26 protein-coding genes are annotated in these 25,916 nt (G+C 70.3%); 5 read left to right on the plus strand and 21 right to left on the minus strand.

All coding sequences use genetic code 11. The features are described from left to right. Positions 1–132: 132 nt before the first annotated feature. The 11 genes from OKJ99_RS17260 to OKJ99_RS17310 all read right to left on the minus strand — a co-directional run bounded on the left by OKJ99_RS17260 (position 133) and on the right by OKJ99_RS17310 (position 13,179). Positions 133–1,371: an arsenic transporter gene (locus tag OKJ99_RS17260; protein ID WP_326017230.1), complete on the minus strand. Its 1,239-nt coding sequence runs from the start codon at positions 1,369–1,371 to the stop codon at positions 133–135. A gap of 121 nt (positions 1,372–1,492) precedes the next feature. Beyond that, entirely contained in the window at positions 1,493–3,013 is a 1,521-nt protein-coding gene (gene gatB / locus OKJ99_RS17265; RefSeq protein ID WP_326017232.1) for an Asp-tRNA(Asn)/Glu-tRNA(Gln) amidotransferase subunit GatB, read from the minus strand. Positions 3,014–3,032: 19 nt separating this feature from the next. After that, positions 3,033–3,266: a hypothetical protein gene (locus OKJ99_RS17270; RefSeq protein WP_326017347.1), complete on the minus strand. Its 234-nt coding sequence runs from the start codon at positions 3,264–3,266 to the stop codon at positions 3,033–3,035. Positions 3,267–3,271: 5 nt separating this feature from the next. Next, positions 3,272–4,777: an Asp-tRNA(Asn)/Glu-tRNA(Gln) amidotransferase subunit GatA gene (gatA, locus tag OKJ99_RS17275; RefSeq protein ID WP_326017234.1), complete on the minus strand. Its 1,506-nt coding sequence runs from the start codon at positions 4,775–4,777 to the stop codon at positions 3,272–3,274. A 6-nt stretch (positions 4,778–4,783) separates the two neighbouring features. Next, positions 4,784–5,080, minus strand: coding sequence for an Asp-tRNA(Asn)/Glu-tRNA(Gln) amidotransferase subunit GatC (gatC, locus tag OKJ99_RS17280; protein ID WP_016432511.1), 297 nt, complete (start codon positions 5,078–5,080; stop codon positions 4,784–4,786). A gap of 238 nt (positions 5,081–5,318) precedes the next feature. Next, the gene (locus tag OKJ99_RS17285; protein ID WP_407700714.1) at positions 5,319–7,532 is read right to left on the minus strand and encodes a putative bifunctional diguanylate cyclase/phosphodiesterase; all 2,214 of its coding nucleotides are present in this window, start codon (positions 7,530–7,532) and stop codon (positions 5,319–5,321) included. A gap of 651 nt (positions 7,533–8,183) precedes the next feature. Beyond that, complete coding sequence (gene ligA, locus OKJ99_RS17290) at positions 8,184–10,385, minus strand: NAD-dependent DNA ligase LigA (RefSeq protein ID WP_326017351.1); 2,202 nt, start codon at positions 10,383–10,385, stop codon at positions 8,184–8,186. Between the two features lie 32 nt (positions 10,386–10,417). Beyond that, positions 10,418–11,437 (minus strand): methionine synthase, encoded by a 1,020-nt coding sequence (locus OKJ99_RS17295; protein ID WP_326017238.1) that lies wholly within the window; start codon positions 11,435–11,437, stop codon positions 10,418–10,420. A gap of 42 nt (positions 11,438–11,479) precedes the next feature. Next, positions 11,480–12,178 carry an SDR family oxidoreductase gene (locus OKJ99_RS17300; protein WP_326017240.1) on the minus strand — a complete coding sequence of 233 codons (699 nt, stop codon included), beginning with the start codon at positions 12,176–12,178 and terminating at the stop codon, positions 11,480–11,482. Positions 12,179–12,185: 7 nt separating this feature from the next. Continuing rightward, positions 12,186–12,731: an LOG family protein gene (locus OKJ99_RS17305; RefSeq protein WP_326017242.1), complete on the minus strand. Its 546-nt coding sequence runs from the start codon at positions 12,729–12,731 to the stop codon at positions 12,186–12,188. A 43-nt stretch (positions 12,732–12,774) separates the two neighbouring features. Further along, on the minus strand, positions 12,775–13,179 hold the full coding sequence (locus tag OKJ99_RS17310) for a nuclear transport factor 2 family protein (RefSeq protein ID WP_326017244.1): 405 nt from the start codon (positions 13,177–13,179) through the stop codon (positions 12,775–12,777). An 83-nt stretch (positions 13,180–13,262) separates the two neighbouring features. Here OKJ99_RS17310 and OKJ99_RS17315 point away from each other — a divergent pair, with 83 nt between their 5' ends. Both OKJ99_RS17315 and OKJ99_RS17320 read left to right on the plus strand, forming a co-directional pair. Next, the gene (locus tag OKJ99_RS17315) at positions 13,263–13,592 is read left to right on the plus strand and encodes a DUF427 domain-containing protein (RefSeq protein WP_326017353.1); all 330 of its coding nucleotides are present in this window, start codon (positions 13,263–13,265) and stop codon (positions 13,590–13,592) included. A gap of 59 nt (positions 13,593–13,651) precedes the next feature. Continuing rightward, positions 13,652–14,116, plus strand: a complete 465-nt coding sequence (locus OKJ99_RS17320; protein ID WP_326017245.1) for a hypothetical protein — start codon at positions 13,652–13,654, stop codon at positions 14,114–14,116. Here the strand turns inward: OKJ99_RS17320 and mnmA are convergent. After that, positions 14,113–15,249 (minus strand): tRNA 2-thiouridine(34) synthase MnmA, encoded by a 1,137-nt coding sequence (gene mnmA, locus OKJ99_RS17325; RefSeq protein WP_326017247.1) that lies wholly within the window; start codon positions 15,247–15,249, stop codon positions 14,113–14,115. The genes OKJ99_RS17320 and mnmA overlap by 4 nt on opposite strands. Positions 15,250–15,333: 84 nt before the next feature. Between mnmA and OKJ99_RS17330 the strand changes: the two genes are divergently transcribed. Then, the gene (locus OKJ99_RS17330) at positions 15,334–16,029 is read left to right on the plus strand and encodes an N-acetylmuramoyl-L-alanine amidase (protein ID WP_326017249.1); all 696 of its coding nucleotides are present in this window, start codon (positions 15,334–15,336) and stop codon (positions 16,027–16,029) included. A gap of 7 nt (positions 16,030–16,036) precedes the next feature. Here OKJ99_RS17330 and OKJ99_RS17335 read toward each other — a convergent pair whose 3' ends face one another. The 3 genes from OKJ99_RS17335 to OKJ99_RS17345 are packed head-to-tail and all read right to left on the minus strand — an operon-like array spanning position 16,037 to position 17,737. Continuing rightward, positions 16,037–17,206, minus strand: coding sequence for a cysteine desulfurase family protein (locus OKJ99_RS17335; protein WP_326017251.1), 1,170 nt, complete (start codon positions 17,204–17,206; stop codon positions 16,037–16,039). A 42-nt stretch (positions 17,207–17,248) separates the two neighbouring features. Continuing rightward, the gene (locus tag OKJ99_RS17340; RefSeq protein ID WP_326017253.1) at positions 17,249–17,545 is read right to left on the minus strand and encodes a hypothetical protein; all 297 of its coding nucleotides are present in this window, start codon (positions 17,543–17,545) and stop codon (positions 17,249–17,251) included. 36 nt (positions 17,546–17,581) lie between these two features. Further along, positions 17,582–17,737, minus strand: coding sequence for a hypothetical protein (locus tag OKJ99_RS17345; RefSeq protein WP_326017255.1), 156 nt, complete (start codon positions 17,735–17,737; stop codon positions 17,582–17,584). A 101-nt stretch (positions 17,738–17,838) separates the two neighbouring features. On the opposite strand from OKJ99_RS17345, the gene OKJ99_RS17350 reads away from it, so the two are divergent. After that, positions 17,839–18,462 carry a TetR family transcriptional regulator gene (locus tag OKJ99_RS17350; RefSeq protein WP_326017257.1) on the plus strand — a complete coding sequence of 208 codons (624 nt, stop codon included), beginning with the start codon at positions 17,839–17,841 and terminating at the stop codon, positions 18,460–18,462. An 18-nt stretch (positions 18,463–18,480) separates the two neighbouring features. Next, complete coding sequence (locus tag OKJ99_RS17355; RefSeq protein ID WP_326017259.1) at positions 18,481–19,335, plus strand: alpha/beta fold hydrolase; 855 nt, start codon at positions 18,481–18,483, stop codon at positions 19,333–19,335. Positions 19,336–19,345: 10 nt separating this feature from the next. Here OKJ99_RS17355 and OKJ99_RS17360 read toward each other — a convergent pair whose 3' ends face one another. The 6 genes from OKJ99_RS17360 to OKJ99_RS17385 form a co-directional block, all read right to left on the minus strand. Beyond that, positions 19,346–20,221: a thioesterase family protein gene (locus tag OKJ99_RS17360; protein WP_326017261.1), complete on the minus strand. Its 876-nt coding sequence runs from the start codon at positions 20,219–20,221 to the stop codon at positions 19,346–19,348. 61 nt (positions 20,222–20,282) lie between these two features. After that, positions 20,283–20,954, minus strand: a complete 672-nt coding sequence (locus OKJ99_RS17365; RefSeq protein ID WP_326017263.1) for a trimeric intracellular cation channel family protein — start codon at positions 20,952–20,954, stop codon at positions 20,283–20,285. Positions 20,955–20,987: 33 nt separating this feature from the next. Further along, entirely contained in the window at positions 20,988–22,385 is a 1,398-nt protein-coding gene (locus OKJ99_RS17370; RefSeq protein WP_326017265.1) for a M1 family metallopeptidase, read from the minus strand. 183 nt (positions 22,386–22,568) lie between these two features. After that, positions 22,569–23,708 (minus strand): ABC transporter ATP-binding protein, encoded by a 1,140-nt coding sequence (locus OKJ99_RS17375; protein WP_326017267.1) that lies wholly within the window; start codon positions 23,706–23,708, stop codon positions 22,569–22,571. A 26-nt stretch (positions 23,709–23,734) separates the two neighbouring features. Further along, positions 23,735–24,832 (minus strand): ABC transporter ATP-binding protein, encoded by a 1,098-nt coding sequence (locus OKJ99_RS17380; RefSeq protein WP_326017269.1) that lies wholly within the window; start codon positions 24,830–24,832, stop codon positions 23,735–23,737. Continuing rightward, positions 24,829–25,830: an ABC transporter permease gene (locus OKJ99_RS17385; protein ID WP_326017355.1), complete on the minus strand. Its 1,002-nt coding sequence runs from the start codon at positions 25,828–25,830 to the stop codon at positions 24,829–24,831. The genes OKJ99_RS17380 and OKJ99_RS17385 overlap by 4 nt, the downstream gene beginning before the upstream one ends. Between the last annotated feature and the right edge of the window lie 86 nt (positions 25,831–25,916).

Here is a 25,916-nt window from a genome sequence, read left to right on the forward strand (position 1 = left end):
TCCCTGAGTCATTTCGTCGATCTTTGACCGGGAACATCCGCTTGGTGCGTGAACCGCCCGCAAAGAACACATGAGCAATGACGAGACACTCTTACAGCAGGAACTGATCCTTTGTCTCTTTCGTGTCCTTACTCACAAGGAGAGCACGGCCCACAGCGCCACCGTCGACGCGGCCAGCGTCGCGGGGACCGTGAGCAGGCCGAGGCGGGTGAACTCGCGCAACTCGGGCTCCGTGCCGTGGTCGTGCACGATGCGGCGCCACAGGAGGGTCGCCAGGGAGCCGACGTAGGTGAGGTTGGGGCCGAGGTTCACGCCGATCAGGGCGGCGAGCACCGGCCCCGGGCCCATCGGGGTGACGACCGGGAGCAGGGCGAGGATCGCCGGCAGGTTGTTGATGACGTTGGAGAGAAGCGCCGCGACCCCGGCGATCGCGAGCAGCGTCGGCAGGGACGAACCGTCCGGCAGGAAGCGGGCGATGGCGTCCCCGAGCCCGTTGTCGACCACGGCCTTCACCACGACCCCGAGTGCGAGGACGAAGAGGCAGAACGGCAGGTTGGCCGCCTTGAGCAGCTCCACCGGGGTGCTGTGACGGCGGGCGAGGGCCCGGACGCCGAGCACGGCCGCCCCCGCGAAGGCCGCCCACAGCGGCTCGACTCCCGCGAAGGACGTGACGGCGAATCCGGCGAGCGTGAGCGCGAGCACCGTGAGGGTGAACAGCGGGACGCCGGGCGGCTCTTCGGGGTCCGGGTCGTGCGCGGGCGCGGCCAGGTCGTCGGCGAAGTAGCGGCGGAACACCGCGTACTCGATGCCGATCGCCACCAGCCACGGGAGCGCCATGAGCCCTGCGAAGTGTGTGAACGTGAGCCCGCTCGCCGCGAAGGCCAGCAGGTTCGTGAGGTTCGATACGGGCAGCAGGAGGGACGCCGAGTTGGCGAGGTGGGCGCTCGCGTAGACGTGCGGGCCCGGGCGTGCGCCGATCCGGGCCGCTGTCGCGAAGACGACCGGGGTGAGCAGGACGACGGTGGCGTCGAGGCTCAGTACGGCGGTGATCCCGGCGGCGACCGCGAAGACACCGCCGAGCATCCGCTTCGGACTGCCGTGACAGGCACGGGCGACCGCGTCTCCTGCGGCCCTGAACAGCCCCTCGTCGGCGCAGAGTTGGGCCAGGAGCAAGATCCCGGCGAGAAACCCGACGACCGGAAGCAGCTCCTGCGTCTCGGCCCAGGCGTGGGCGGGCGTCACTTCCCCCGTCACCACAGCCACACCTGCCGCAGGCACGGCGACAACGGCCTCCGGCCATTTACGGGGCCGTAGGACCGCGAAGAGGAGGGTGGCAGCGAGAAGAGCGAGGGAGACGAGCAATTCAGGCACCGATCATTCAAGCCCCGCATTTCGGACGAGAGCCAGCGCGGTCCGGGGCAGAGCCCCGCGACGTCGGACACGGAAAGGCGGCGGCGCATCGGCTGCCCGATGCCCCGCCGCCGCAATCCGGTCAGCCGTCGGAGACGCCCAGCTTCTCCAGGATCAGCTCCTTGACGCGCGCCGCGTCGGCCTGACCCCGGGTCGCCTTCATGACCGCACCCACAAGCGCGCCCGCGGCAGCGACCTTGCCGCTCTGGATCTTCGCGACGATGCCGGCGTTGCCCGCGATCGCCTCGTCGACGGCGGCCGAAAGGGCACCCTCGTCCGAGACGACCTTCAGGCCGCGCTTCTCGACGACCTCGTCCGGCGTGCCCTCACCCTTGAGGACGCCGTCGATGACCTGGCGGGCCAGCTTGTCGTTGAGGTCACCGGTGGCGACCAGCTCGGACACGCGGGCCACCTGCTCCGGCGTGATCGGCAGCGCGCCGAGCTCGACGCCCTGGTCGTTCGCGGAGCGGGCCAGCTCGCCCATCCACCACTTGCGGGCGGACGCCGAGTCGGCGCCGGCGTTGATCGTGGCGACGATCGGCCCGATCGCACCGGCGTTGCGGATCGACTGCATGTCGTGGGCGCTGACGGCCCACTCCTCGATCAGCCGGTTGCGCTGCGCGAGCGGCATCTCAGGGAGCTCGGCACGCAGCGCCTCGACCCACTCGCGGGACGGGGCGACGGGCACCAGGTCGGGCTCCGGGAAGTACCGGTAGTCCTCGGCGTTGTCCTTGATGCGGCCCGACGTGGTGGAGCCGTCCTCCTCGTGGAAGTGACGGGTCTCCTGCACGATCGATCCGCCGGAGGACAGCACCGCGGCGTGCCGCTGGACCTCGTACCGCGCGGCCCGCTCGACGGAACGCAGCGAGTTCACGTTCTTCGTCTCGGAGCGCGTGCCGAACTTCTCGGTCCCGTGCGGACGCAGCGACAGGTTCACGTCGCAGCGCATCTGACCCTTGTCCATCCGGGCCTCGGACACGTCGAGCGACCTGATGACCTCGCGCAGCTCGGCGACGTACGCCTTCGCGACCTCGGGGGCCCGCTCGCCCGCACCCTCGATGGGCTTGGTGACGATCTCGATGAGCGGGATGCCCGCGCGGTTGTAGTCGAGCAGCGAGTGCGAGGCGCCCTGGATACGACCCGTGGCACCGCCGACGTGCGTCGACTTGCCGGTGTCCTCCTCCATGTGGGCGCGCTCGATCTCCACGCGGAAGACCTCGCCGTCCTCCAGCTGTACGTCGAGGTAGCCGTCGAAGGCGATCGGCTCGTCGTACTGGGAGGTCTGGAAGTTCTTCGGCATGTCCGGATAGAAGTAGTTCTTCCGGGCGAAGCGGCACCACTCGGCGATCGAGCAGTTGAGCGCGAGGCCGATCTTGATGGCCGACTCGACGCCGATCTCGTTCACGACCGGCAGCGCGCCGGGCAGGCCGAGACAGGTCGGGCAGGTCTGGCTGTTGGCGTCCTGCTTGAGCTCGGTGGAGCAGCCGCAGAACATCTTCGTCTTCGTACCGAGCTCGACGTGGACCTCAAGGCCCATGACCGGGTCGTACGACGCGAGCGCGTCCTCGTACCCCATCAGCTCGGTCGTGGTCGTGGCAGTCACGATTTCTGAAACTTCCCTCTCAGCCCAGCAGGACGTCGTCGTCGCCCAGGCGCTTGAGCTCCCGGTAGAGGATCGCCATACCGGTGACGATGGCGGCGGCGGACACGGCGGCGTCGATCAGCCGCAGAGTGTCGGCGTCGTTGCGGGCCATCTTCGCCTGCTTCGCGACGCTGATCGCGCCGAAGGCGGTGCTGGCCAGCGAGACGTAGACACCGGTCTTGGACTTCTTGAAGTTCTTGGCCTTCTTTGCCATGGCACTCACAGCGACGGAGCCTCCTCAAGCAGCGGGTGCCCCCACTTTTCCACGAAAGCGGCCTCGACGGCGGACCCCACCTTGTACAGGCGGTCGTCCTTCATGGCGGGGGCGATGATCTGCAGACCGACCGGCAGCCCGTCCTCGGGGGCCAGGCCGCAGGGCAGCGACATGGCCGAGTTCCCCGCCAGGTTGGTCGGAATCGTGCACAGGTCCGCGAGGTACATCGCCATCGGGTCGTCGGCGCGCTCGCCGATCGGGAAGGCGGTGGTCGGCGTCGTCGGCGAGACGATGACGTCCACGCTTTCGAAGGCGGCCTCGAACTCCTGGGTGATCAGCGTGCGCACCTTCTGGGCGCTGCCGTAGTACGCGTCGTAGTAGCCGGAGCTCAGCGCGTACGTGCCCAGGATGATGCGGCGCTTGACCTCGTCGCCGAAGCCGGCCTCGCGGGTCAGCGCGGTGACCTCCTCGGCGGAGTGCGAGCCGTCGTCGCCGACGCGCAGGCCGTAGCGCATGGCGTCGAACCGGGCGAGGTTCGAGGAGCACTCGGACGGCGCGATCAGGTAGTACGCGGAGAGGGCCAGGTCGAACGACGGGCAGTCCAGCTCGACGATCTCGGCGCCCAGCGACTTCAGCAGCTCGACGGACTCGTCGAAGCGCTGCACGACGCCGGCCTGGTAGCCCTCGCCGCGGAACTGCTTGACGACGCCCACGCGCATGCCCTGGACGCTGCCGTTCCTCGCGGCCTCGACGACCGCCGGGACCGGGGCGTCGATGGACGTCGAGTCGAGCGGGTCGTGGCCCGCGATGGCCTCGTGCAGGAGCGCCGCGTCCAGGACGGTGCGGGCGCAGGGCCCGCCCTGGTCCAGGGAGGACGAGAACGCGACCATGCCGTAGCGCGAGACGCCGCCGTAGGTCGGCTTGACGCCGACGGTGCCGGTGACGGCCGCGGGCTGGCGGATCGAGCCGCCGGTGTCCGTGCCGATGGCGAGCGGGGCCTCGTACGCGGCGAGGGAGGCGGAGGAACCGCCACCGGAGCCGCCCGGGATGCGAGTGAGGTCCCACGGGTTGCCGGTCGGGCCGTACGCGCTGTTCTCGGTGGAGGACCCCATGGCGAACTCGTCCATGTTGGTCTTGCCGAGGATGACGACGTCGGCGGCCTTCAGCTTCTTGACCAGCGTCGCGTCGTACGGCGGGATCCACCCTTCGAGGATCTTCGAACCGACCGTGGTCGGGATCCCCTCCGTGGTGAAGATGTCCTTCAGCGCGAGCGGGACGCCGGCCAGCGGGCCGAGCTTCTCGCCGTTCTTGACCTTCGCGTCGACGGCGGCGGCCTGCTTCAGCGCGCCCTCACGGTCGACGTGCAGGAAGGCGTGCACCTTCTCGTCCACGGCGCCGATCCGGGCCAGGTGGGCCTCGGTGACCTCGACGGCGGTGAGCTCGCCGGACGCGATCTTGCTCGCGATCTCGGCGGCGGTCAGCTTGATGATGTTGACGTTGATGTCCGTCATGACGGTTTAGTCCTCCCCCAGGATCTGCGGCACCTTGAAACGCTGCTGCTCCTGGGCCGGGGCGCCGGAGAGCGCCTGCTCGGGGGTGAGCGACGGACGGACCTCGTCCTTGCGCATGACGTTCGTCAGCGGCAGCGGGTGCGAAGTCGGCGGTACGTCTTGGTCGGCGACCTCACTGACGCGGGCGACCGCGCCGATGATGTCGTCGAGCTGGCCTGCGAAGTGGTCGAGTTCTTCGGGCTTCAGCTCCAGACGCGCCAGCCGGGCGAGGTGGGCGACCTCCTCGCGCGTGATGCCAGGCATGCGGATCCTCACGGGGTGCGTTTTCTCGGTTTGGGCCCAATCCTATGGGGCGCGGAGGCGTGCCGAGGAACGGGTTTCGCGGGGGCGGGGCGGGGCGGCACGCCGGTGCGGGGTCCTCCGGGCTGGTGACCGGCCCGCGGGGCCGGGGCGGGGCCGCACCCCGGTGCACGTATGAGGTGGCTGGGGTTGCGCAGTTCCCCGCGCCCCCAAGATGGCTACCCGTGGCTGGGCGCACCCGTCAACCCAGGGGACCGCACTCGTCGCCCTGGGCCGCCGGAAGCGCCGCAGGCAACCGTTGCCAGCCCCGGTCCCCGCGAGCCCGCAGCCACGCGGTCGTCTCGTCGGGCGGCATCGCGGCGGCGACCAGCCAGCCCTGCACCGCGTCGCACCCCAGGTCCCGCAGCCGCTCCCACGTCTCGTCGTCCTCGACGCCCTCGGCGACGACCAGCAGGCCGAGCGAGTGCGCCAGGTCGACGGTGCAGCGGACGATCTCCGCGTCCTCGTTGTCCACGGCGAGCCGGGCCACGAAGGACCGGTCGATCTTCAACTCGCTGACCGGGAGCCGCCTCAGGTGCACGAGGGACGAGTACCCGGTGCCGAAGTCGTCGAGCGACATCTTCACGCCGTGCCCGGTGAGCCCCGCCAGGGTGTCGGCCGCCCGCTGCGGGTCCTCCAGGAGTACGTGTTCCGTTATCTCCAACTGCAGGGATCCGGCCGGGACACCGTGCCGGGCGAGCCGCGCGGCGACCGCTCCCGCGAAGCCGGGCGTGTGCACATCACGCGGCGACACGTTCACCGCGACCGGCACGTGCAGCCCCTGCGCACGCCAGCGCGCGACCTGTCCGAGCGCCGTCTCCAGGACGTACTCGGTCAGATGCGGCATGAGCCCGGACGACTCGGCGATGGCGATGAACTCGTCCGGCGGCACCCTTCCACGCTCCGGGTGCACCCACCGTACGAGCGCCTCCAGGCCCGCGACGTGCCCGTCGAACCTGACCTTCGGCTGGTAGTGCAGCTCCACCTCGCCCGCGTCGAGCGCGCGCCGCAGGTCGCCCAACAGGCCGAGCCGGTCGGGCGTGTTGGAGTCCCGCTTCGACTCGTAGACCTCCACGCCGGTGCGGTCCCGCTTGGCCTGGTACATCGCGACGTCGGCCCGGCGCAGCAGGCCCTCGGCGTCCAGCGCGTGGTCGGGGAAGACGGCGAGTCCCGCGCTCGCCTCCAGTACGAGGGTCAGACCGTCCAGGTCGAGGGGCGAACCGAGGGTCGCCACGAGGTTGCGGGCCACGCGTGTCGCGGACGTCGTGGAGTCGGCGACGGGCAGCAGCACGGCGAACTCGTCGCCACCCAGCCGCGCGACCTCCGCACCGCGCGGCAGGGCCGCTCTCAGCCGATCCGCGATCTGCAACAGGAGCCGGTCACCGGCGAGATGACCGAGCGTGTCGTTCACCGAACGGAACCGGTCGAGGTCGATCAGCATCAGCGCGCTGCGCACCCCGATCCGCTCGGCGTCGTCGAGCGCGGTCCAGGTGCGCTCGAGCAGCCACTGCCGGTTCGGCAGTCCGGTGAGCGGGTCGCGCAGTTGTTCCTCGGCGCGGGCCCGCGCGATCCACAGCGTGGAGTCGAGCGCGATCAGCGGGATCGCGAACAGCGGCAGCAGCACCGGCAGCGCGATCGCGACGACGCAGATCAGCGGCGCGATCCCGAGCAGCGCGACGGCGACAAGGCCCTGCCGCACGAGCGCGGTGCGGGCGACGGTCGGCATGCCCGAGTTCGGTGGTGCATGCACGTACCAGAGCAGGGTGCGCGTGATCAGCAGATACGCAAGCGCCGCGAGGACGACCTCGGGCACGGTGGAGAGGCCCCAGCTCTCCGGCTTCCACGGCGCCTCGACGGACGACATGCGGCCGAACGCGGCGAGGACGAGGGCGCCCCCGCCGATGCCGAGGATGTCGATCGCGCCGTGCAACAGGCCCTGGCGCCAGCAGTGTCTGCGGGCGATGCCGACGAGGACGACGACCGTGAGGCTGACCATGCCCGCGGGCACCCAGCCGTAGAGGAGCAGGACGGCGAGGGTGAGGGCCGCGCCGGATCCGGTGCCGCCCCACCAGCGGTCGCGGCCGAGCGCGACGAGGTGGCCGACGATGATCCCGGTCAGGATCGCGAGACTCCAGCCGACCGTGCCGGACGGGAAGAGCGCGTGCCCCTCGTCGAGCGACCAGTAGAACCCGGCGCCGAGCACCACGGCGGCGAGCGCCACCACCACGCCGGGCAGCAGCGGTACGAGCGCGGCCCGCGAGGTCTCCCCCTGGCCCGCGTACTGATTGCGCGCGGGTGTCGCCATTCCGACGCTGCCGCCCGCGGGGACGGTCCCGGGGAGCGGACCCGGGGCCCTGCCGGGACCAACGGCCCGTCCGGGCATGCCTCGGCCGTCGCCCGTACGGTCGCCGGATATCCGCACGCCGGGCGCGCCCTCGGCCTTCCGGATGCGGGCCGGCAGGCCGCGCAGGGGCTGCTCGTCGGCGTCTCGGGGCCGGGCCGGGGCGGACGCCTCCGGGCCGGACGCGGTGTGGGTGTCGATCGAACTGCCGCTGTCCGCAGGGCGATCCTTCGCCCCGCGCTTCAGCAGCCCTCTGTGGCCCGCCACTTCGGATCCGGATGCGTCAGGGGCCGGTGACCCGCCCGCCCGGTCAACGCCGAATCCGGCCGCGCGCCACCATGTGCGCCAGCTCACCACACCACCGCGCTCGCTCTCCCCGTGGCCGCTTTCGCTGCCGTCGACCCCGTCACCGCGGTCGCGGCGCGGTGCCGTATCGCGCCGCGCACGTCGACGCGGGCGCAGGCGTGAGTCCGGGTCGGCGCTATCGGTCGGTTCCATTCCCGTCCCTCTCACTGCCGGCGGTGCCTGCGTCCGCTGCCCGCTCTCCTCGCTTCCGATGAGCGAGGATTCGCCCCATCCGCAGCAGGACTCGGCAGCCGCACTCCTCAACAGTAGGCCGCAGAAGGCTTCCACGGGCACCAGACGGACGCGCCCGGGCACGGTTGCCCGAATGAACCCGGCGTTCCGTCCGCGTCTGGTATGCGCCGATCGAGTGACCCACGACCGCTACTCGCCGGTCTCCTGCTCCGCGGGGAGCGCCACGTCGACGGCGGCCTCCGGCCCCTGTTCCAGCAGGACGGCGAACCCGTCCTCGTCCAGAACCGGAACCTTGACCTGCATGGCCTTGTCGTACTTGGAACCGGGGTTGTCCCCCACGACCACGAAGGACGTCTTCTTGGAAACGGAACCCGTGACCTTGGCGCCTCGGGTCTGCAGGGCCTCTTTCGCGCCATCCCGCGTGAAGTTCTGCAGTGTCCCGGTGACCACCACGGTGAGTCCTTCGAGGGGCCGCGGCCCCTCGTCCTCACCAGCCCCTTCCTCCTCCATCCTCACACCGGCCTCACGCCATTTCCGCAGAATCTCCCGATGCCAGTCCTCGGCGAACCACTGCTTCACGGAGGCGGCGATGATCCCGCCCACGCCGTCCGTGGCCGCGAGCTCCTCCTCGGTGGCCTGGTCGATGCGGTCGATGGAGCGGAACTCGCGCGCGAGCGCCTCGGCGGCGACCGGGCCGACGTGACGGATCGAAAGACCGTTGATGACCCGGGCCAGCGGGCGGCTCTTGGCCGCCTCGATGTGCTCCAGCATCGAGACCGCGTTCTTGCGCGGCTCTCCCGCCTTGGTGGCGAAGATGTCCGCGATCTTCTCCTCGCCCGTCTTCGGATCGCGCTTGGGCAGTCCGCTGTCCTGGTCGAGGACGTACGCCCTGATGGGCAGGAGCTGGTCCATCGTGAGGTTGAACAGGTCGCCCTCGTCCGTGAGCGGCGGCTGCGTCGGTTCGAGCGGTCCGGTGAGCGCGGCGGCGGCGACGTACCCGAAGTTCTCGATGTCCAGGCTCTGGCGGCCGCCCAGGTAGAAGAGGCGCTCGCGCAACTGGGCGGGGCACGTGCGGGCGTTGGGGCACCGGAGGTCGATGTCGCCCTCCTTCATGGCCCGTAGCGGGGTGCCGCACTCGGGGCACTCGGCGGGCATCACGAACTCGTACTCGCTGCCGTCCCGCAGGTCGGCGACCGGGCCGAGGATCTCGGGGATGACGTCACCGGCCTTGCGGATGACGACGGTGTCCCCGATGAACACGCCCTTCTTCTTGACGATCTCCTGGTTGTGCAGCGTCGCGAACTCGACCTCGGAGCCCGCCACGGTGACCGGCTCCACCTGCGCGTACGGCGTCACGCGGCCCGTGCGGCCCACGCCCACGCGGATGTTGATCAGCTTGGTGTTGACCTCTTCGGGCGGGAACTTCCAGGCGATGGCCCAGCGCGGGGCGCGTGCCGTGGAGCCGAGGCGGCCCTGCAACCGGATCTCGTCGAGCTTGATGACCGCGCCGTCGATCTCGTGGTCCACGGAGTGGCGGTTCTCTCCGTAGTACGCGATGAACTTCCGGACGCCTTCGAGGTCCTCGACCACCTTGCTGTACTTGGTGGTCGGCAGGCCCCACTCGCGCAGCAGGTCGTAGCCCTCCGAGAGACGGTCGATGTCGAAGCCCTCGCGGGCGCCGATACCGTGCACGACCATGTGCAGCGGGCGCGTGGCGGTGACGCGCGGGTCCTTCTGGCGCAGCGAACCCGCCGCCGCGTTGCGGGGGTTGGCGAAGGGCTTGTCGCCGGCCTCGACGAGCCGGGCGTTCAGCTCCTCGAACTTGTCCATGGGGAAGAAGACCTCGCCGCGGATCTCGACGAGCGGCGGGATGTTCTCGCCCTTCAGGCGGTTGGGGATCTCCGTGATCGTGCGGACGTTGGACGTGATGTCCTCGCCGACCCTGCCGTCCCCACGCGTGGCCGCGCGGGTCAGCCGCCCGTCCTCGTACGTCAGGTTCACCGCGAGGCCGTCGATCTTCAACTCGCACAGGAAGTGGTAGCCGGGCGCGCCCACGTCCTTGGCGACGCGGTCGGCCCAGGCCGCCAACTCGGCGTCGTCGAAGGCGTTGTCGAGCGAGAGCATGCGCTCGCGGTGCTCGACGGAGGTGAACTCCGTCTCGTACTGCCCCGCGACCTTCTGGGTCGGCGAGTCCGGCGTGCGCAGCTCGGAGTACTTCTCCTCCAGCGCCTCCAGGGAGCGCAGGAGCTTGTCGAACTCGGCGTCGTCGACCACCGGAGCGTCGTTCACGTAGTACCGGAAGCGGTGCTCCTCGATCTGCTCCGCCAGCTGGGCGTGCTCGTCCCGCACCTTGGCGGGCACCGTGCCCTCGCTCTGCAGTTCGTCAGCCACCGTCTCGTCCTCCCGTTCGCCTTCGTCCACGGTCACTCAGGGTTGTCCGCGAGTGATCTCGCCGCCCGGACGCAGTGCGCGAGTGCCGCGCGGGCGTACGCGGGCGACGCACCCGCGAGTCCGCACGACGGCGTGAGCACCACCGAGTCCGCGAGGGAACCCGGATTCAGCCCCAGCCTGCGCCACAGCGTCCTGACACCCATGACGCTACCGGCAGGGTCTGACAATGGGCCGTCCACGCCCGGCACGACACCCGCGACGAGTCGCAGGCCGGCCTCGACGGATTCCCCGATCACGTCGTCGTCACGCTCGGTGAGCAGCGAGAAGTCGAAGGAGACCGCGTCCGCGCCGGCCCGGCGCAGGAGGGCGAACGGCACGTCGGGGGCGCAGGAGTGGACGAGCCGCGGCCCGTCCTCGATCACGGAGAAGACGTCCCGCAGCGCGCTCTCGACGAGCTGACGGTCGACGGAGCGGTGCGTGCGGTACTCGCTGGCGGTCTTGACCTGTCCGCGCAGCACGGCGATGAGGGAGGGCTCGTCGAGCTGCAGCACCAACTGGGCGCCGGGCACCCGGCGGCGTACGTCGGCGATGTGCTCCCGCAGCCCCTCGGCCAGGGACCCGGCGAGGTCGCGGCACGCGCCGAGGTCGGAGAGCGCGGCCTCCCCGTTCCTCAACTCCAGTGCGGCGGCGAGCGTCCACGGCCCGACGGCCTGCACCTTGAGCGGGCCCTCGTACCCCTGCGTGAACTCCTCGAGCGCGTCGAGGTCCTCGCCGAGCCAGGACCTGGCGCGCTTGGTGTCCCGGCCCGGCCGGTCGCCGATCCGCCAGCCGCTGGGCTCCACGCGCGCGTAGAGGTCGACCAGCAGCCCTGCCGTACGGCCGATCATGTCGGCGCCGGGGCCGCGCGCGGGCAGCTCGGCAAGGAACGGCATCCCCTGCTCAGGGCCCTCGAAGCTGCCGGTCACGGTCCTGGCGGCCTCGCGGGCATCGCCACCGGGCATCGAACCGACGCCTGTGGCCGGCCCCCACCTGAAGTCGCTCTTTTCACTCACCCACGAAGGGTACGTAACGCCGGCCGTCGGGCGGGCGGCGCGTCAGCGGCCGGGGCGCACCGTCAGGTCGTTGACCTCGGCGTCGCGCGGGAGGTCGAGCGCCATGAGGATCGTCGTGGCGATCGACTCGGGGTCGATCCAGCGCTCCGGGTCGTACTCCTTGCCCTCCTGGTGGTGCACCTTGGCCTGCATGGCGCTCGCGGTGCGGCCCGGGTAGACCGAGGTGACGCGCACGCCGTTGCCGTGCTCCTCCTCGCGCAGCGCGTCCGCGAGGCCCTTCAGGCCGTGCTTGGAGGCGCCGTACGCGGACCAGCCCGCGTGCGCGTTGAGGCCGGAGCCCGAGTTCACGAAGACCACGTGCCCCTGGGCGAGGCGCAGTTGGGGCAGGAAGTGGCGGGTCAGCTCGGCCGGGGCGATGAGGTTGACGTTGAGCTGGTTGCGCCAGGCCTTCGGGGTGAGCTCACCGACCTTGCCGAGGTCGACGACGCCGGCGATGTGCAGCAGCGAGTCGATCCGGTCGGGCAGCGTCTGGTGCGAGAAGGCCCAGGACAGCCTGTCCGGGTCCGCGAGGTCGCCGACGAGCGTCCTGGCGCCGGGGAACTCGGCGGCGAGCTCCTTGGCGCGGCCCGCGTCGCGCGCGTGGAGGTAGATTTCGTCGCCGCGCTCGTGGAGTCGGCGGGCGACGGCGGCGCCGATTCCGGAGCCGGCGCCGGTGATCACATGTGTAGCCATGCCCGCCATGCTCGCACTACTCGACGCCGCGCGACTCCTCCAGGTAGGCCAGGGCGCCGACCGGCTCTTCGGCGAAGAACACGAGGTCAGTGAGGGGGATCGGGAGGAAGCCCTCGTCCTCCATGCGCCGGAACTGTTCCTTCAGGCCGTCGTAGAAGCCTTCGGAGTTGAGCAGCACGATCGGCTTGTCGGTCTTGCCGTGCTTCTTCAGCTCAAGGATCTCGGTGGCCTCGTCGAGGGTGCCGGTGCCACCCACCATGATCACGACGGCGTCGGACTTCTCCAGGAGCAGCGCCTTGCGCTCCGCGAGGTCCTTGGCGATCACCATCTCGTCGGGCGCGGTGACGACGCGCGCCTTGGCCGCGAGGAAGTCCACGGACACCCCGGTGAGCCGCCCGCCGGCCTCCGCCACCCCATCGGCGACGACCTTCATGAGCCCACTCTCCGAACCGCCCCACACGAGCGTGTGGCCGCCCTTGCCGAGCAGCTCGGCGAATTCACGGGCGGGGCGGGTGTAACGCTCGTCGAGTTCGGCGGCGGAGAGAAAGACACAGATGTTCATGCCACCTACCGTACGGTCCGCCACTGACAGCTGGGCCACCCCGTCACCGGCCGCCGAGCGGCACCCGGCGCGCGATGATCTTGCGGCGGGCGATCCGCCATCCGTCCGCCCCGTGTACCACCGTGTCCTCGTAGGTCGCGCTGCCAGTGGTGCCGTCCGCGTTGATGCCGATGCCCTTGGACAGGGCGTGTACGCGGTCCGCGGCGACTTCGGTCAGGACGACGTTCGTGATGTGGTGGGCGACCGGGTTGCCCGTGCCGAGGGCGAGCCCGGCGTCCTTGATGGCGGCCGGGCCATGGAGAGGCGGCTGCCCGAAGTCCGTGATGTCGTAGACGACGTCCGGGGTGAAGAGCTCGTCCAATCGGTCCAGCTCACCGGAGTCGATCAAGTGGCCGTGCATGGAGAGCAGTTCGGTGATGGCGGTCCGGTCGATGGGGTCGAGTGCCATGGCGATCCTCTCGTAGACCTTGATCCTTCCAAGGGTGCGGCCGCGTCGGGAAGAACTCGCCCGCTGTGAGCGCTGACACAGTCATGACTCAAGGACACACGATCACTGTCGAGCAGGGATCCGAGCACGTGCGGGTCGTCCATGACGGGCAGGTGCTCGCCGAGAGTGCGCGCCCGCTGGTGTTGAAGGAGACGGGCTGTCCGGTGCGGTACTACCTCCCGCCGGAGGACGTAAGGACCGAGCTGCTTACGCCCTCGAACACGACTACGCACTGCCCCTTCAAGGGCGACGCCTCCTACTGGTCGGTGCCCGGTGGGCAGGACCTGGTGTGGGCGTATCCGGAGCCGAAGGCAGAGGTGGCCGCCATCAAGGACCACCTGTGCTTCTACGAGACGCAGGTCGACGCCGCGTAACCACGCGCGCGTGGTCGAATGAGGAGGTACGGCAGAGCAAGACGGAGGGTGAGGCGGACATGGCTCACGGAGACGGGCAGCAGGACGTTCCGACGGGAGGGTTCGGTGGCGCCCCGCCGCCGTTCGCGCCCGCACCGCCGCCGCACCCACCGGCGGCCCCGCCGCCACCCGCGCACCCTCCGCAGTTCGCGCCCGCGCCGCCGCCACCCGCTCCCCCGGCAGGACCCGCAGGACCCGCAGGACCCGCAGGACCGGAGTTCGTTGCCGCCGACAAGCACAACGGCGTGGTCGTGGACGCGGACGGCCTGCACTTCGAGCAGGGGCCGCACGCCATCGACCTGCCCTGGTCGCACGTCCGCACCGCGAACTTCCAGCCGATGCCGTCCGGGGTGTTCGTCACGGTCTCGATGTCGGACGGCGCCGTCTACACCTGCCAGGTGCAGGCCACGAAGAAGGCACAGGCGTCCGAGTGGTGCGGTCAGCTGGGTGCCGTGCTGCACCACTACCTGCAGGGCCGGGTCTAGGCGACCGCCGCGGCCCGCTCCGTGGTGGCGATCGTCGCCGAGCCCACCACGCGCGTGCCGTCGTACAGCACGATCGCCTGGCCGGGGGCGACGCCGCGGACGGCATCCGTGAAGCGCACCCGCAGCTCGTCGTCGACCAGCTCCGCGGCCACCTCGGTCTCGCCGCCGTGCGCGCGCAGTTGGGCCGTATACGTGCCGGGTCCTGTCGGGGCGGCGCCGCACCAGCGGGGCTTGATGGCGGTGAGGGCGGTGACGTCGAGGGCCTCCACCGGGCCCACCGTCACCGTGTTGTCCACCGGGGAGATGTCCAGGACGTAGCGCGGCTTGCCGTCGGGGGCGGGCCTGCCGATGCGCAGGCCCTTGCGCTGGCCGATCGTGTAGCCAAAGGCGCCTTCGTGGGTGCCGAGCTTGTCGCCCGACTCGTCGACGATGTCGCCCTCCGCCTTGCCGAGGCGGTTCGCGAGGAAGCCCTGGGTGTCGCCGTCGGCGATGAAGCAGATGTCGTGCGAGTCGGGCTTCTTGGCGACCGCCAGGTCGCGGCGCTCCGCCTCCGCGCGGATCTCTTCCTTGGTCGTCTCCGTGTCACCCAGCGGGAACATCGCGTGGGCGAGCTGACGGTCGTCCAGGACGCCCAGGACGTAACTCTGGTCCTTGGCCATGTCGGCGGCGCGGTGCAGCTCGCGGTCGCCGTTCTCGTTGACGATCACCTGCGCGTAGTGGCCCGTGCAGACCGCGTCGAAGCCGAGGGCGAGCGCCTTGTCGAGGAGCGCGGCGAACTTGATCTTCTCGTTGCAGCGCAGGCACGGGTTCGGCGTGCGCCCCGCCTCGTACTCCGCGATGAAGTCCTCCACCACGTCCTCACGGAAGCGGTCGGCGAGGTCCCAGACGTAGAACGGGATGCCGATGACGTCGGCCGCGCGGCGCGCGTCGCGGGAGTCCTCGATGGTGCAACAGCCGCGGGCGCCCGTGCGGAACGATTGGGGGTTCGCCGAGAGCGCGAGATGCACGCCGGTCACGTCGTGACCCGCTTCGGCGGCGCGGGCCGCGGCGACGGCGGAATCCACGCCACCGGACATGGCGGCGAGGACACGGAGGGGGCGGTCGGCGGGGAGCATCGAGGTCTGCGAAGTCATAGCACTAACAGGGTACGGGCCCACGGGAACCGAATCGTTCGGATATCCGTTGTCGATCTCGTACGGGACTGACGGGGGCGTCATATGGGGAAGCAGGGAGCCGGGTCCGGGAAGGGCCGCGGCGGGGACCGTGATCGCGGGATCAGCCGACGGACCTTGATCATCGGCGGGGCCGCTTCGGCCGTGGGTGTCGGGCTGCTCGCGCGCGGCGATCTCGCCCGCATGTGGTGGCAGATGCCGGGGGTCGACAAGCCGCGCGAGGCCGGCGCGGTGGACTTCAAGGGCGCGGAGTGGGTGGCCGCGGCGGCGGCGAACTGGCGGCGGGCGGACCGCCCCGCCGACTACACCATCGACCGGGTCATCATCCATGTCACCCAGGGCAGCTACCAGGGCACCCTGAAGGTCTTCAAGGACCCGTGGCACGGGGCGGCCGCGCACTACGTGGTCCGGCAGGACGGGCACATCGCGCAGATGATCCGGGAGTTGGACGTCGCGTTCCACGCGGGGAACAAGGACTTCAACGAGCGCAGTGTCGGCATCGAGCACGAGGGCTTCGTGGACCGGCCCGAGGACTTCACGGACGAGATGTACGAGGCGTCCGCGCGGCTCACCGCCCGGATATGCAGGCGCTACGACATGCCGGTCGATCGCGAGCACATCATCGGGCACGTCGAGGTGCCGGGCACCGACCACACCGACCCGGGGCCGCACTGGGACTGGGACCGGTACATACGCCTGGTGAAGGCGGCGTACGAGCGGGACGGTTCCACCAAGGCGTAACGGCGTCCTACGTCAGCCCCGCCGACCTCGCCCGCTCCACCACCGGTCCGATCGCCGTCGCCACCGCTTCCACATCCGCCTTCGTGGTGGTGTGACCGAGGGAGAAGCGGAGCGTGCCGCGTGCCAGGTCCGGGTCGGTGCCGGTCGCGAGCAGGACGTGGCTGGGCTGGGCCACGCCCGCGGTGCAGGCCGAGCCCGTGGAGCACTCGATGCCCTGCGCGTCCAGGAGAAGGAGGAGCGAGTCGCCCTCGCAGCCGGGGAAGGTGAAGTGGGCGTTGGCGGGCAGTCGGCCGCCGGGCTCCGGGTCGCCGCCGAGGATCGCCTCGGGGGCGGCGGACCGGACCGCCGTGACCAGGGCGTCCCGGAGCGCGCCGATCTCGCGTGCGAACCACTCGCGCCGCTCGGTCGCGATCCGGCCGGCCGTGGCGAAGGCCGCGATCGCGGGGACGTCGAGCGTGCCGGAGCGGACGTGCCGCTCCTGCCCGCCGCCGTGCAGCACGGGGACCGGGGTGTACTCACGACCGAGAAGGAGGGCGCCGATGCCGTAGGGACCGCCGACCTTGTGGCCCGACACGGTCATCGCGGCGAGCCCGGAGGCGGCGAAGTCGACCGGGATCTGCCCGTAGGCCTGCACCGCGTCGGCGTGCAGCGGGATGTCGAACTCCCCTGCCACGTCGGCCAGTTCACGGACCGGCTGGATCGTGCCGATCTCGTTGTTGGCCCACATGACGGTGGCGAGGGCGACGTCGTCGGGATTGCGCGAGATCGCTTCCCGTAGCGCCCGCGCGTGCACCCTGCCGTAGGCGTCGACCGGCAGGTACTCCACGGTCGCGCCCTCGTGCTCGGCGAGCCAGTGCACGGCGTCGAGCACGGCGTGGTGTTCGACGGGGCTGGCGAGGACGCGGGTGCGGGCCGGGTCGGCCGCGCGGCGCGCCCAGTACAGGCCCTTGACGGCGAGGTTGTCGGCCTCGGTGCCGCCGGAGGTGAACACGACCTCGCTGGGGCGGGCGCCGAGCGACTCGGCGAGGGTCTCGCGGGACTCCTCGACGGTGCGGCGGGCGCGGCGCCCCGCGGCGTGCAGGGAGGAGGCGTTGCCGGTGACGGCGAGCTGGGCGGTCATCACCTCGACAGCCTCCGGGAGCATCGGAGTGGTCGCGGCGTGGTCGAGGTAAGCCATGGTGGGCTCGATTCTACGAGCCCACGTGCGCGCACCCGACGGTCAGCCCGTCATGCTCCAGGACATCGTGCCGTCGGCGGCGATCAGGGCGCCGAGCACGACGAGGTCGGCGACGCCGAGACCGAGCCCGAGGAGGGCGCGGCCGCGCCGCTCGGTGCCGCGCCACAGGGCGACGGACGCGAGGACGATCGAGACGGGTCCGAGGAAGACGTTCATGACGAGCAGCCCGACCAGGCCGAGGACGAACGAGGCGACGGCCATGCCGTCGGCGTCACGTCGGCCGGCGGGGCCGGCCTGCGTCTTCGGCTCTGTGGTGCGCGGTTCCGCGGTGAGTTCCATGGTTGTACCCCCTTGATCGGTTGATCGGTGTCGGTGTCAGCCGTGACGGCGCGCGAGGCGCTCGCGGGCCGCGAAGACGGCCAGCCAGACGCCGATGACGGCGGCCGCGACGAGCGTGACGGTCAGTGGAGCGTGGGCCACGGTGCCGAGCGCGAAGCCCAGCAGCAGGAGGGCCGCTACGAGGAACAGCATGGGAGCCTCTCGAAAAGTTGGGTTACAACTGTTCACTGACTATGGAGTCTAGCTCGCGGCTCGACTTCCCCATTACAGAGAACAGTTGTTAACTGGATGACATGAGTCACACATGCGGCACCCGTCAGGCGCGGAAGCAGAAGACCCGACAGGCGCTCCTGGACGCCGCGTTGGAGCTGCTGGAGGGCCAGAGCCTCAGCAGCCTCGGCCTGCGCGAGGTGACGCGCGCCGTGGGCGTGACTCCGACCGCGTTCTACCGGCACTTCGAGAGCACGGCCGACCTCGGGGTGGCCCTGGTCGAGGAGGCGCTCGGCAGCCTGCACACGGTGATCCGCGACGCGCTGACGGCGACGTGGGACAGCGACGAGCGCATCACGCGCACCATCGAGCTGATCGTCCGTCATGTGCGCGCGTACCCCGCACACGTCCGCTTCATCGCGCGCGAGCGGCACGGCGGCGTCCAGCGGGTACGGGAGGCGATCGGTGAGCAGCTCGCGCAGTTCGCCGACGAGGTGCGGGAGGCGCTGCGCCACGACCCCGACGCGGCGGGCTGGAGCCAGGAGGACCTGGAGATGCTGGCGGGCCTGTACGTCGATCACATGCTGGAGACGGCATCGCTGCTGCTCAGCATGGGTGACGAGGGCTTCGAGCAGGTGGCGGACCGGGCCGAGCGACAGCTGCGGCTCGTGAGTATCGGCCGAAAGCACTGGCTCGACGTGTCATGAGCAACTAGCGTTACGGTCATGACAGCAGCCGACTGGAACCTCGACCGAAGCTTCTCCAGCTCGTCCGGCGAGATCCGCTGGACGTCACTCGGGCCGGCCGACGCGCCGCCCGTCGTCCTCGTCCACGGCACGCCGTTCTCGTCGTACGTCTGGCGGGCACCGGCCCGCGCGCTCGCACGTCAACACAGGGTCTACGTATGGGATCTGCCGGGCTACGGAGTCTCCGAGACGGGTCCGGGCCAGGACCTCTCGCTCGACGCCCAGGCCCGCGTCCTGACCGAACTCCTCGACCACTGGGGCCTCACGGACGGCCGGGCTGAGCACCTGCCGACCGTCGTGGGCCACGACTTCGGCGGCTGCATCGCGCTGCGCGCACACCTGGTGCACGGCGCCGCGTACGCGCGCCTCGCCCTGGTCGACCCGGTGGCCCTCCGGCCGTGGGGCTCCCCCACGTACCGGCTGCTCGGCGAACACGCCGACGTGTTCCGGCAGTTGCCGCCCGATCTCCACGAGGCGCTCGTGCACCGCTACATCGCCTCCGGCAGCCACCCCGGACTGCACCCGGACACGCACGCGCGCGTGGTCGCGCCCTGGCTGACCGAGGCCGGCAAGGACTCCTTCTACCAGCAGATCGCGCAGAACACCCCGCATGACGGCACCGACGACATCCAGGGCCGCTACGGGGAGTTGGACCTGCCCGTGCTCGTCTGCTGGGGCGCCGAGGACACCTGGATCCCGGTCGCGCGGGCGCACGAGCTGGCCAAGCTGATCCCCGGCGCCGAGCTGCGGATCATCGCAGGCGCCGGGCATCTCGTCCAGGAGGACGCGCCCGCGGAACTCGCCGCCGTACTGGGCGAGTTCCTGCGTTCGTAGAAACCCGGGCTCAGCCGAGCCGTACGCGCGCGAGCTGGCGCGACTGGGCCACCAGGCGGTCCTTCGCGTCCCAGATCTCGGCGTCCTCCTCCAGGAAGCCGCCGGCCAGGTTCCGCGTCGTGATCGACACACGGACGGGACCAGGCGCCGGGCGGCAGCGCACGTGGACGGTCAGCTCGACCGTCGGCACCCAGCCCTTGAGACCCATCTCGAAGGCGGTCGGCGGCAGCGCGTCCACCGCGAGCAACAGCGACAGGGGGTCCATGTCGCGGCCGTCGGCGAGGCCGAACCAGGCACGCATCTCGCCCTTGCCGGACGGCGCGCCGAGCGCCCAGCCCAGCGTGGCCGGGTCGAGCTTCAGGTGCAGCCGGTCGGAGATCGCGGAGCTGCCGGGGACGGGCGGCGCGCTCTCGGGTGCGTCGCCCGCGCCGAAGCACTGCTCGGCGGGCGGCATGACGGGCGGCTCGGCGCTCGTGCGTACGTCGTCGGGGAGCGTGTCCAGGTCGCCGTAACTGGCGATGACCCGGATCCGCTCGACCTCGCTGCCGTCCTCCGCGAACTGGAAGAGGGAGGCCTGCCCCGTGGAGAGGGTGCGGCCGGAGCGGGCCACGTCGGTCCTGATCACGGCGGGGCCGGGCGCGGACGCGGTCAGGTAGTGCGCCGAGACCGTGAACGGGTCGTCGTGCGGCAAGGCGTCCGCGAGGGCGCGGCCGAGCACGGCGAGGAGGTAGCCGCCATTGAGGGCGTTGATGATCGTCCAGCCAGCGGAGAGGTCGATGTCGTAGACACCGGGTTCGCCCGCGCGCCGGGTGACGGCGGTGTCGCGGTCGAACTCGCTGTCGCCGATGACGGCCGGGCGACTCTGCGTGGATACTGCGTCTGCCATACACGGAAACGTACAACAGGAAATTACTAAGCGGTAGCTTTCATTGGCCACCGGTCCCCGGCTACGGCGTCTCCTCCGTCACTTCCACCCCGGCCGACCTGCGGTTCCACGCGCGCGGAGCCCGCCAGTGGTAGCGCATCGCGAGCAGTCGCAGAACAAAAGCGGTGAGGACCGCGAGGCCGCTGGTGAAGCCGTCCAGGGCGTCGAGGTGGATGCACAGGACGACGATCCCGGCGCCGACCATGGCGGGCACCGCGTAGAGATCGCGGTCCCAGCGCACGAGGGACGGCACCTCGTTGGCGATGATGTCGCGCACCACGCCGCCGCCGACCGCGGTGGCGAGGCCGAGCGCGGCGGACGCGGTGAGCCCGAGCCCGTAGTCGTACGCCTTCGTCGTGCCCGTGACGCAGAACAGGCCGAGGCCCGCCGCGTCGAAGACGTTCACCGCCGTCTGGGTGCGCTCGACCTCCGGGTGCAGGAAGAAGACGAGCGCGGCGGCGATCAGCGGCGTGACGAAATAGCCCAGGTCGGTGAAGGCGGCCGGGGGCACGGCGCCGATCACCAGGTCACGAAAGACCCCTCCGCCCAGCGCGGTGACCTCAGCGAGCGCGGCGATCCCGAAGACGTCCCAGTTCTTGCGGACGGCCATCAGGGCACCGGAGATCGCGAAGACGAAGATCCCGATGAGGTCGAGCCAATGCTGGACGGAGGGACTGAACAGTTCCTGGAGCACGCGACATTCTTACCTGCCGCGCCCGCGGGGTCCCTACAGGCTCGGCTTGCCCGTCGTGAACAGCCAGGTGTCGAAGAGGTCGTCGAGCTGCTGCCCCGAGACCCGTTCGGCCAGCGCGATGAAGTCGGAGGTCTGGGCGTTGCCGTAGCGGTGCAGCTTGGTCCACTGCGGCAGCAGCTTGAAGAACGCCTTGTCGCCGATGCGCTCGCGCAGCATCTGGAGCGTCATCGCGCCGCGCTGGTAGACGGCCGAGGCGAACATCGTGTCGCGCTGCGGGTCGCCGACCTTCACCTGCCAGAAGCTGGAGTTCGCCGGGCGGGAGTTGTAGCCCGCGAGGAACGAATCGTGTGCGGACGCACCGCCCTTGTGCTCGGTCCACAGCCACTGGGCGTACGTGGCGAAGCCCTCGTTGAGCCAGATGTTCTTCCACTGCTCAACGGAGACGGAGTCGCCGAACCACTGGTGGGCCAGCTCGTGCACGATCGTCGACTCGGAGCGGACGGCCGAGTAGATCGGCTTGGACTGGGTCTCCAGGGAGAAGCCGGCCTGCGGCATGTCGTCGACGATCGCACCCGTCTCCTCGAAGGGGTACGGGCCGAAGACCTGCGACCAGTAGTCGGTGGCCTCGGCGGTCACCGCGTACACGTCGACGTTGTTGCTGTTGGCGAGGACCGGGTCGATGGCCACATAGACGGGGGTGCCGCCGGGTGACGTGCCGGTCTTCACGTCGAACTTGCCGATGGTGGCGGTCGCGAGATACGTCGCCATGGGCTTGGACTCGCGCCAGTGGTGGACGGTCTGCTTGCCCTTGTCGGTGTCGTACGTGTCGACGAGGCGGCCGTTCGATACGCCGGTGAGGCCCTTCGGCGCCTTGATCTTGATGTCGTACGTGGCCTTGTCGGACGGGTGGTCGCTGGACGGGAACCAGGTGGAGGCGGCGTTCGGCTCGCAGGCGACGAAGACGCCGTCCGCCGTCTTCATCCAGCCGTAGTCGGAGCCGAAGACGATGGGGCCGCTGAGGGGTTCGGGCACGCCGCCATAGGTCACGGTCACGGTGAAGGACTTGCCCTTGTGGATCGAGGCGCTCGGCGTGATGCGCAGTTCGTCCCCGCTGCGCGTGAACTCGGCGCGTCTGCCGTTCACCTCGACCTTGGTGACGGTCAGCTTCTGCAGGTCGAGGTCGAAGGCGGAGAGGTTCTGGGTGGCGCGCGCGGTGAGGGTCGTGCGGCCGTCGAGGCGGTCGGTGTCGGGGTTGTACGCGACATCGAGGGCGTAGTGCTCGGCGTCGAAGCCGCCGTTGCCGAGCTGCGGGAAGTACGGGTCGCCGATGCCGTCGGAGCCGGGGGTGGGGGCGGGGGCGGCGGCTATCAGGCAGAAGGAGGCGGCCGCGACGGTGAGCGCGGCCAGACGTGCCGAACGGGAGAGGGCCATGGGGCGTCCCTTCGAGCGGGTTCCGGTGTAACGGACAGCGAAATGCTGCCGCTCGAAGGTGGGCGTGTACATGACCCTTTTGGGCCATGTACACGCCGTTCCGGTGGAAGCTCGCCCACGTCACGGGGCTCCGCCCCGGACCCCGCTGCTCAAACGCCGCAGGGGCTTGAAATGCCCGGGCCTCTATTTGCCTGCCGGAGGCTCCGTGTCCACTGTCTTCGGGACCGTGATCACGTCGATCGCCTCCTTCGCCACCTGGAGGAGGTTCGTGTCCTGCGGGGCCTGGTCCGGCGCGTTCTCCGGGTGGTGGCACGCGACCTGGTGGGCCGTGGCGAGCGGAATCAGCGGGGGCTCCGTCGTTTTGCAGAGCTCCGTCGCCTTCCAGCACCGTGTGTGGAAGCGGCAGCCGGTGGGCGGGTCGATCGGCGAGGGGACGTCGCCGCGCAGCAGGATGCGTTCGCTCTTGGCGCCGCGGCGCTTGGGGTCCGGTACGGGGACGGCCGAGAGCAGCGCCTTCGTGTACGGGTGCATCGGCGTCGCGTACAGGTCGTCGCGGTCCGCCAACTCGACGATCTTGCCGAGGTACATGACCGCGATCCGGTCGGAGACGTGCCGGATGACCGAGAGGTCGTGCGCGATGATCACGTACGTGAGGCCGAGCTCGTCCTGGAGGTCGTCCAGCAGGTTCACCACCTGGGCCTGGATCGAGACGTCGAGCGCCGACACCGGCTCGTCCGCCACCACCAGCTTCGGCTTCAGGGCCAACGCCCGGGCGATACCGATGCGTTGCCGCTGCCCGCCGGAGAACTCGTGCGGGTAGCGGTTGTAGTGCTCGGGGTTGAGGCCGACCTTCTCGAGCAGCTCCTGCACCGCCTTGCGCACGCCGCCCTCGGGCTTGACGCCCTGCAACCGGAACGGGGCGCCGACGATCGCGCCGATGTTGTGGCGCGGGTTCAGCGACGAGTACGGGTCCTGGAAGATCATCTGGACGTCGCGGCGCAGCGGGCGCATGCCGCCGGTGCTCAGGTGCGTGATGTCCTGACCCTCGAACTCGACGCGCCCGTCCGTGGGTTCGAGCAGCCGCGTGATCAGGCGGCCCATGGTCGACTTGCCGCAGCCGGACTCGCCCACGACGCCGAGCGTCTCACCGGCGCGGACGTCGAAGGAGAGCCCGTCGACCGCCTGCACGGCGGCGACCTGCCGCTTGAGCAGTCCCTTGCGGATGGGGAAGTGCTTGACCAGGCCGTCGACCTTGAGCAGCGGCTCACCGGCCGCCGCGTCCGGAGAGGTCGTCGCCTGCTGGGGGATCGTAGGGGGCGTCATCTCGGCTTCAGGTCCTTTGGCGTCCGTCACAGCTTCGGCGCAATCTCTTCGTTCCAGATCCGCTCGCGCTCCTCGCCCGACATGTGGCAGGCGGAGAAGTGTCCGGAGCCGACCTCCCGCAGTTCGGGGCGCTCGGTGCGCGTGATGTTGTCCTTGGGTACGTCCGCGTACGGGCAGCGCGGGTTGAAGGCGCAGCCGCTCGGCAGGTTGATGAGGCTGGGCGGGGAGCCCTTGACCGGGGTGAGCCGCTCGGTCTGCTCCCGGTCGATGCGCGGCATCGAGCCCAGCAGGCCCCAGGTGTACGGGTGTTGGGGCGTGCTGAAGACCTGCTCGGCCGTGCCCCGCTCGACGCAGCGGCCGCCGTACATCACGAGGAGCTCGTCCGCCATCTCCGCGACGACCCCGAGGTCGTGCGTGATCATGATGACGGCCGAGCCGAACTCCTTCTGCAGATCGCGGATCAGGTCGAGGATCTGCGCCTGCACCGTCACGTCGAGCGCGGTGGTCGGCTCGTCGGCGATCAGCAGCTCGGGGTTGTTGACGAGGGCCATCGCGATCATCGCGCGCTGGCGCATACCGCCCGAGAACTCGTGCGGATAGGAGTCGACCCGCTTGTCCGGCTGAGGAATCCCGACCCGGTCGAGCATCTCGACGGCCCGCTTGCGCGCGACCTTCTTGTCGACGTTGTGGTGGACCCGGTAGGCCTCCACGATCTGCTTGCCGATCGTGTAGTACGGGTGCAGCGAGGAGAGCGGATCCTGGAAGATCATCGCCATGTCGCGGCCGCGCAGCCTGCGCACGGTGCCCTGGTCGCCGGAGAGCAGCTCGGTGCCGTCCAGCCAGATCTCGCCCTCGATCCGCGCCTTGCGCCGGCCGTACTGGCCGGTGGTGTGCAGGCCCATGATGCCGAGCGAGGTGACGGACTTGCCGGATCCCGACTCGCCGACGATGCCGAGGGTGCGGCCCTTCTCCAGCGTGAAGGAGAGCCCGTCGACGGACTTGACCACGCCGTCGTCGGTCGGGAAGTGCACCTTGAGGTCGCGGACCTCGAGGAAGGAGCTGGGGGCGCCGGAGGCGGTGACGGGTTCGCCGACCGCCGCTCCGGTCTTGTTCAGTTCGGTCATCCCAGCCTCACTCGCGGGTCGATGACGGCGTACAAGAGGTCCACGACGAGGTTGGCGACGGCGATCGCGAGGGCCGCGATGAGCGTCACGCCGAGGATCACGGGCAGGTCCTTGTTGCTGATGGCCTGGACCGCCGCGAGGCCGAGACCCGGCAGGTTGAACGTGGACTCGGTGAGCACGGCGCCGCCCATCAGCACGCCGAGGTCGAGCCCGAAGACGGTGAGGATCGGCGTCATCGCGGAGCGCAGCGCGTGCCGCGTGATGACGGGCCCCTCGCCGAGGCCCTTGGCACGCGCGGTGCGGATGTAGTCCTCGCCGAGGATCTCCAGCATGGTGGCGCGGGTGAGCCGGGCGTACATCGCGGCGTTGAGGAAGGCGAGCACGATCCACGGCAGGATCAGCGTCTCGATCCACGTACCGATCGAGTCGTCGGTGGAGAGCGAGTCGGCGATGTGCACCCAGCCGAGGCTGTGCACGAAGATCCCCATCGCGACCATGCCGGTGAAGAAGACCGGCAGGGAGACGCCGGCGAGGGCGGTGGTCATGGCGGCGCGGTCCCAGAACGAGCCGCGCTTGAGGGCGGAGACGACACCGGTGGCGACGCCGCCGATGAGCCACAGCACGCAGGCACCGAGCGCGAGCGCGCCGGTGACGGGGAGCGCGTCCTTCAGGGTGGTCCAGACGGGTTCCTCCGTACGGAAGGAGTACCCGAAGCAGGGCGCCGCGCAGTGGGTCACGTCGCTGCCATTGGCGTAGTCGCGCCCCAGCGGGATGCCCTTGACGAAGTCCCAGAACTGAACGAGCAGAGGGTCGTTGAGCCCCAGCTTGATCCGGATCCCCGCGAGCTGCTCGGCGCCGGACGACTTGCCGGCGAAGAGCACGGCAATGTCCTGACCCGCCCATTTGGGCAGCATGAAGAAGATGGTGAAGGTCGCGAAGAGAACGACGAGCACCATGATGACAACGGCGAACAGGCGCCGGATGAGATAAGCAAGCACTGTGCGCGGCCCGGCCGCGACCATGGGCTCCTTGTGGGAGCCCACGACCGCAGCCCGGGGCCATCACCTGCCCTTCGGACTGGCGG

This window comes from Streptomyces endophyticus (assembly GCF_035798155.1).
Lineage (GTDB): Bacteria > Actinomycetota > Actinomycetes > Streptomycetales > Streptomycetaceae > Streptomyces > Streptomyces endophyticus.

Excerpts from the sequence above, each read along its gene's own strand:
- OKJ99_RS17270 (WP_326017347.1), bottom strand. The coding sequence starts at position 3,266 with ATGGCAAAGAAGGCCAAGAACTTCAAGAAGTCCAAGACCGGTGTCTAC.
- gatA (WP_326017234.1), bottom strand. The coding sequence starts at position 4,777 with ATGACGGACATCAACGTCAACATCATCAAGCTGACCGCCGCCGAGATC.
- gatC (WP_016432511.1), bottom strand. The coding sequence starts at position 5,080 with ATGCCTGGCATCACGCGCGAGGAGGTCGCCCACCTCGCCCGGCTGGCG.
- OKJ99_RS17300 (WP_326017240.1), bottom strand. The coding sequence starts at position 12,178 with ATGGCGGGCATGGCTACACATGTGATCACCGGCGCCGGCTCCGGAATC.
- OKJ99_RS17305 (WP_326017242.1), bottom strand. The coding sequence starts at position 12,731 with ATGAACATCTGTGTCTTTCTCTCCGCCGCCGAACTCGACGAGCGTTAC.
- OKJ99_RS17310 (WP_326017244.1), bottom strand. The coding sequence starts at position 13,179 with ATGGCACTCGACCCCATCGACCGGACCGCCATCACCGAACTGCTCTCC.
- OKJ99_RS17315 (WP_326017353.1), top strand. The coding sequence starts at position 13,263 with ATGACTCAAGGACACACGATCACTGTCGAGCAGGGATCCGAGCACGTG.
- OKJ99_RS17320 (WP_326017245.1), top strand. The coding sequence starts at position 13,652 with ATGGCTCACGGAGACGGGCAGCAGGACGTTCCGACGGGAGGGTTCGGT.
- mnmA (WP_326017247.1), bottom strand. The coding sequence starts at position 15,249 with ATGACTTCGCAGACCTCGATGCTCCCCGCCGACCGCCCCCTCCGTGTC.
- OKJ99_RS17330 (WP_326017249.1), top strand. The coding sequence starts at position 15,334 with ATGGGGAAGCAGGGAGCCGGGTCCGGGAAGGGCCGCGGCGGGGACCGT.
- OKJ99_RS17335 (WP_326017251.1), bottom strand. The coding sequence starts at position 17,206 with ATGGCTTACCTCGACCACGCCGCGACCACTCCGATGCTCCCGGAGGCT.
- OKJ99_RS17340 (WP_326017253.1), bottom strand. The coding sequence starts at position 17,545 with ATGGAACTCACCGCGGAACCGCGCACCACAGAGCCGAAGACGCAGGCC.
- OKJ99_RS17345 (WP_326017255.1), bottom strand. The coding sequence starts at position 17,737 with ATGCTGTTCCTCGTAGCGGCCCTCCTGCTGCTGGGCTTCGCGCTCGGC.
- OKJ99_RS17350 (WP_326017257.1), top strand. The coding sequence starts at position 17,839 with ATGAGTCACACATGCGGCACCCGTCAGGCGCGGAAGCAGAAGACCCGA.
- OKJ99_RS17355 (WP_326017259.1), top strand. The coding sequence starts at position 18,481 with ATGACAGCAGCCGACTGGAACCTCGACCGAAGCTTCTCCAGCTCGTCC.
- OKJ99_RS17360 (WP_326017261.1), bottom strand. The coding sequence starts at position 20,221 with ATGGCAGACGCAGTATCCACGCAGAGTCGCCCGGCCGTCATCGGCGAC.
- OKJ99_RS17370 (WP_326017265.1), bottom strand. The coding sequence starts at position 22,385 with ATGGCCCTCTCCCGTTCGGCACGTCTGGCCGCGCTCACCGTCGCGGCC.
- OKJ99_RS17375 (WP_326017267.1), bottom strand. The coding sequence starts at position 23,708 with ATGACGCCCCCTACGATCCCCCAGCAGGCGACGACCTCTCCGGACGCG.
- OKJ99_RS17380 (WP_326017269.1), bottom strand. The coding sequence starts at position 24,832 with ATGACCGAACTGAACAAGACCGGAGCGGCGGTCGGCGAACCCGTCACC.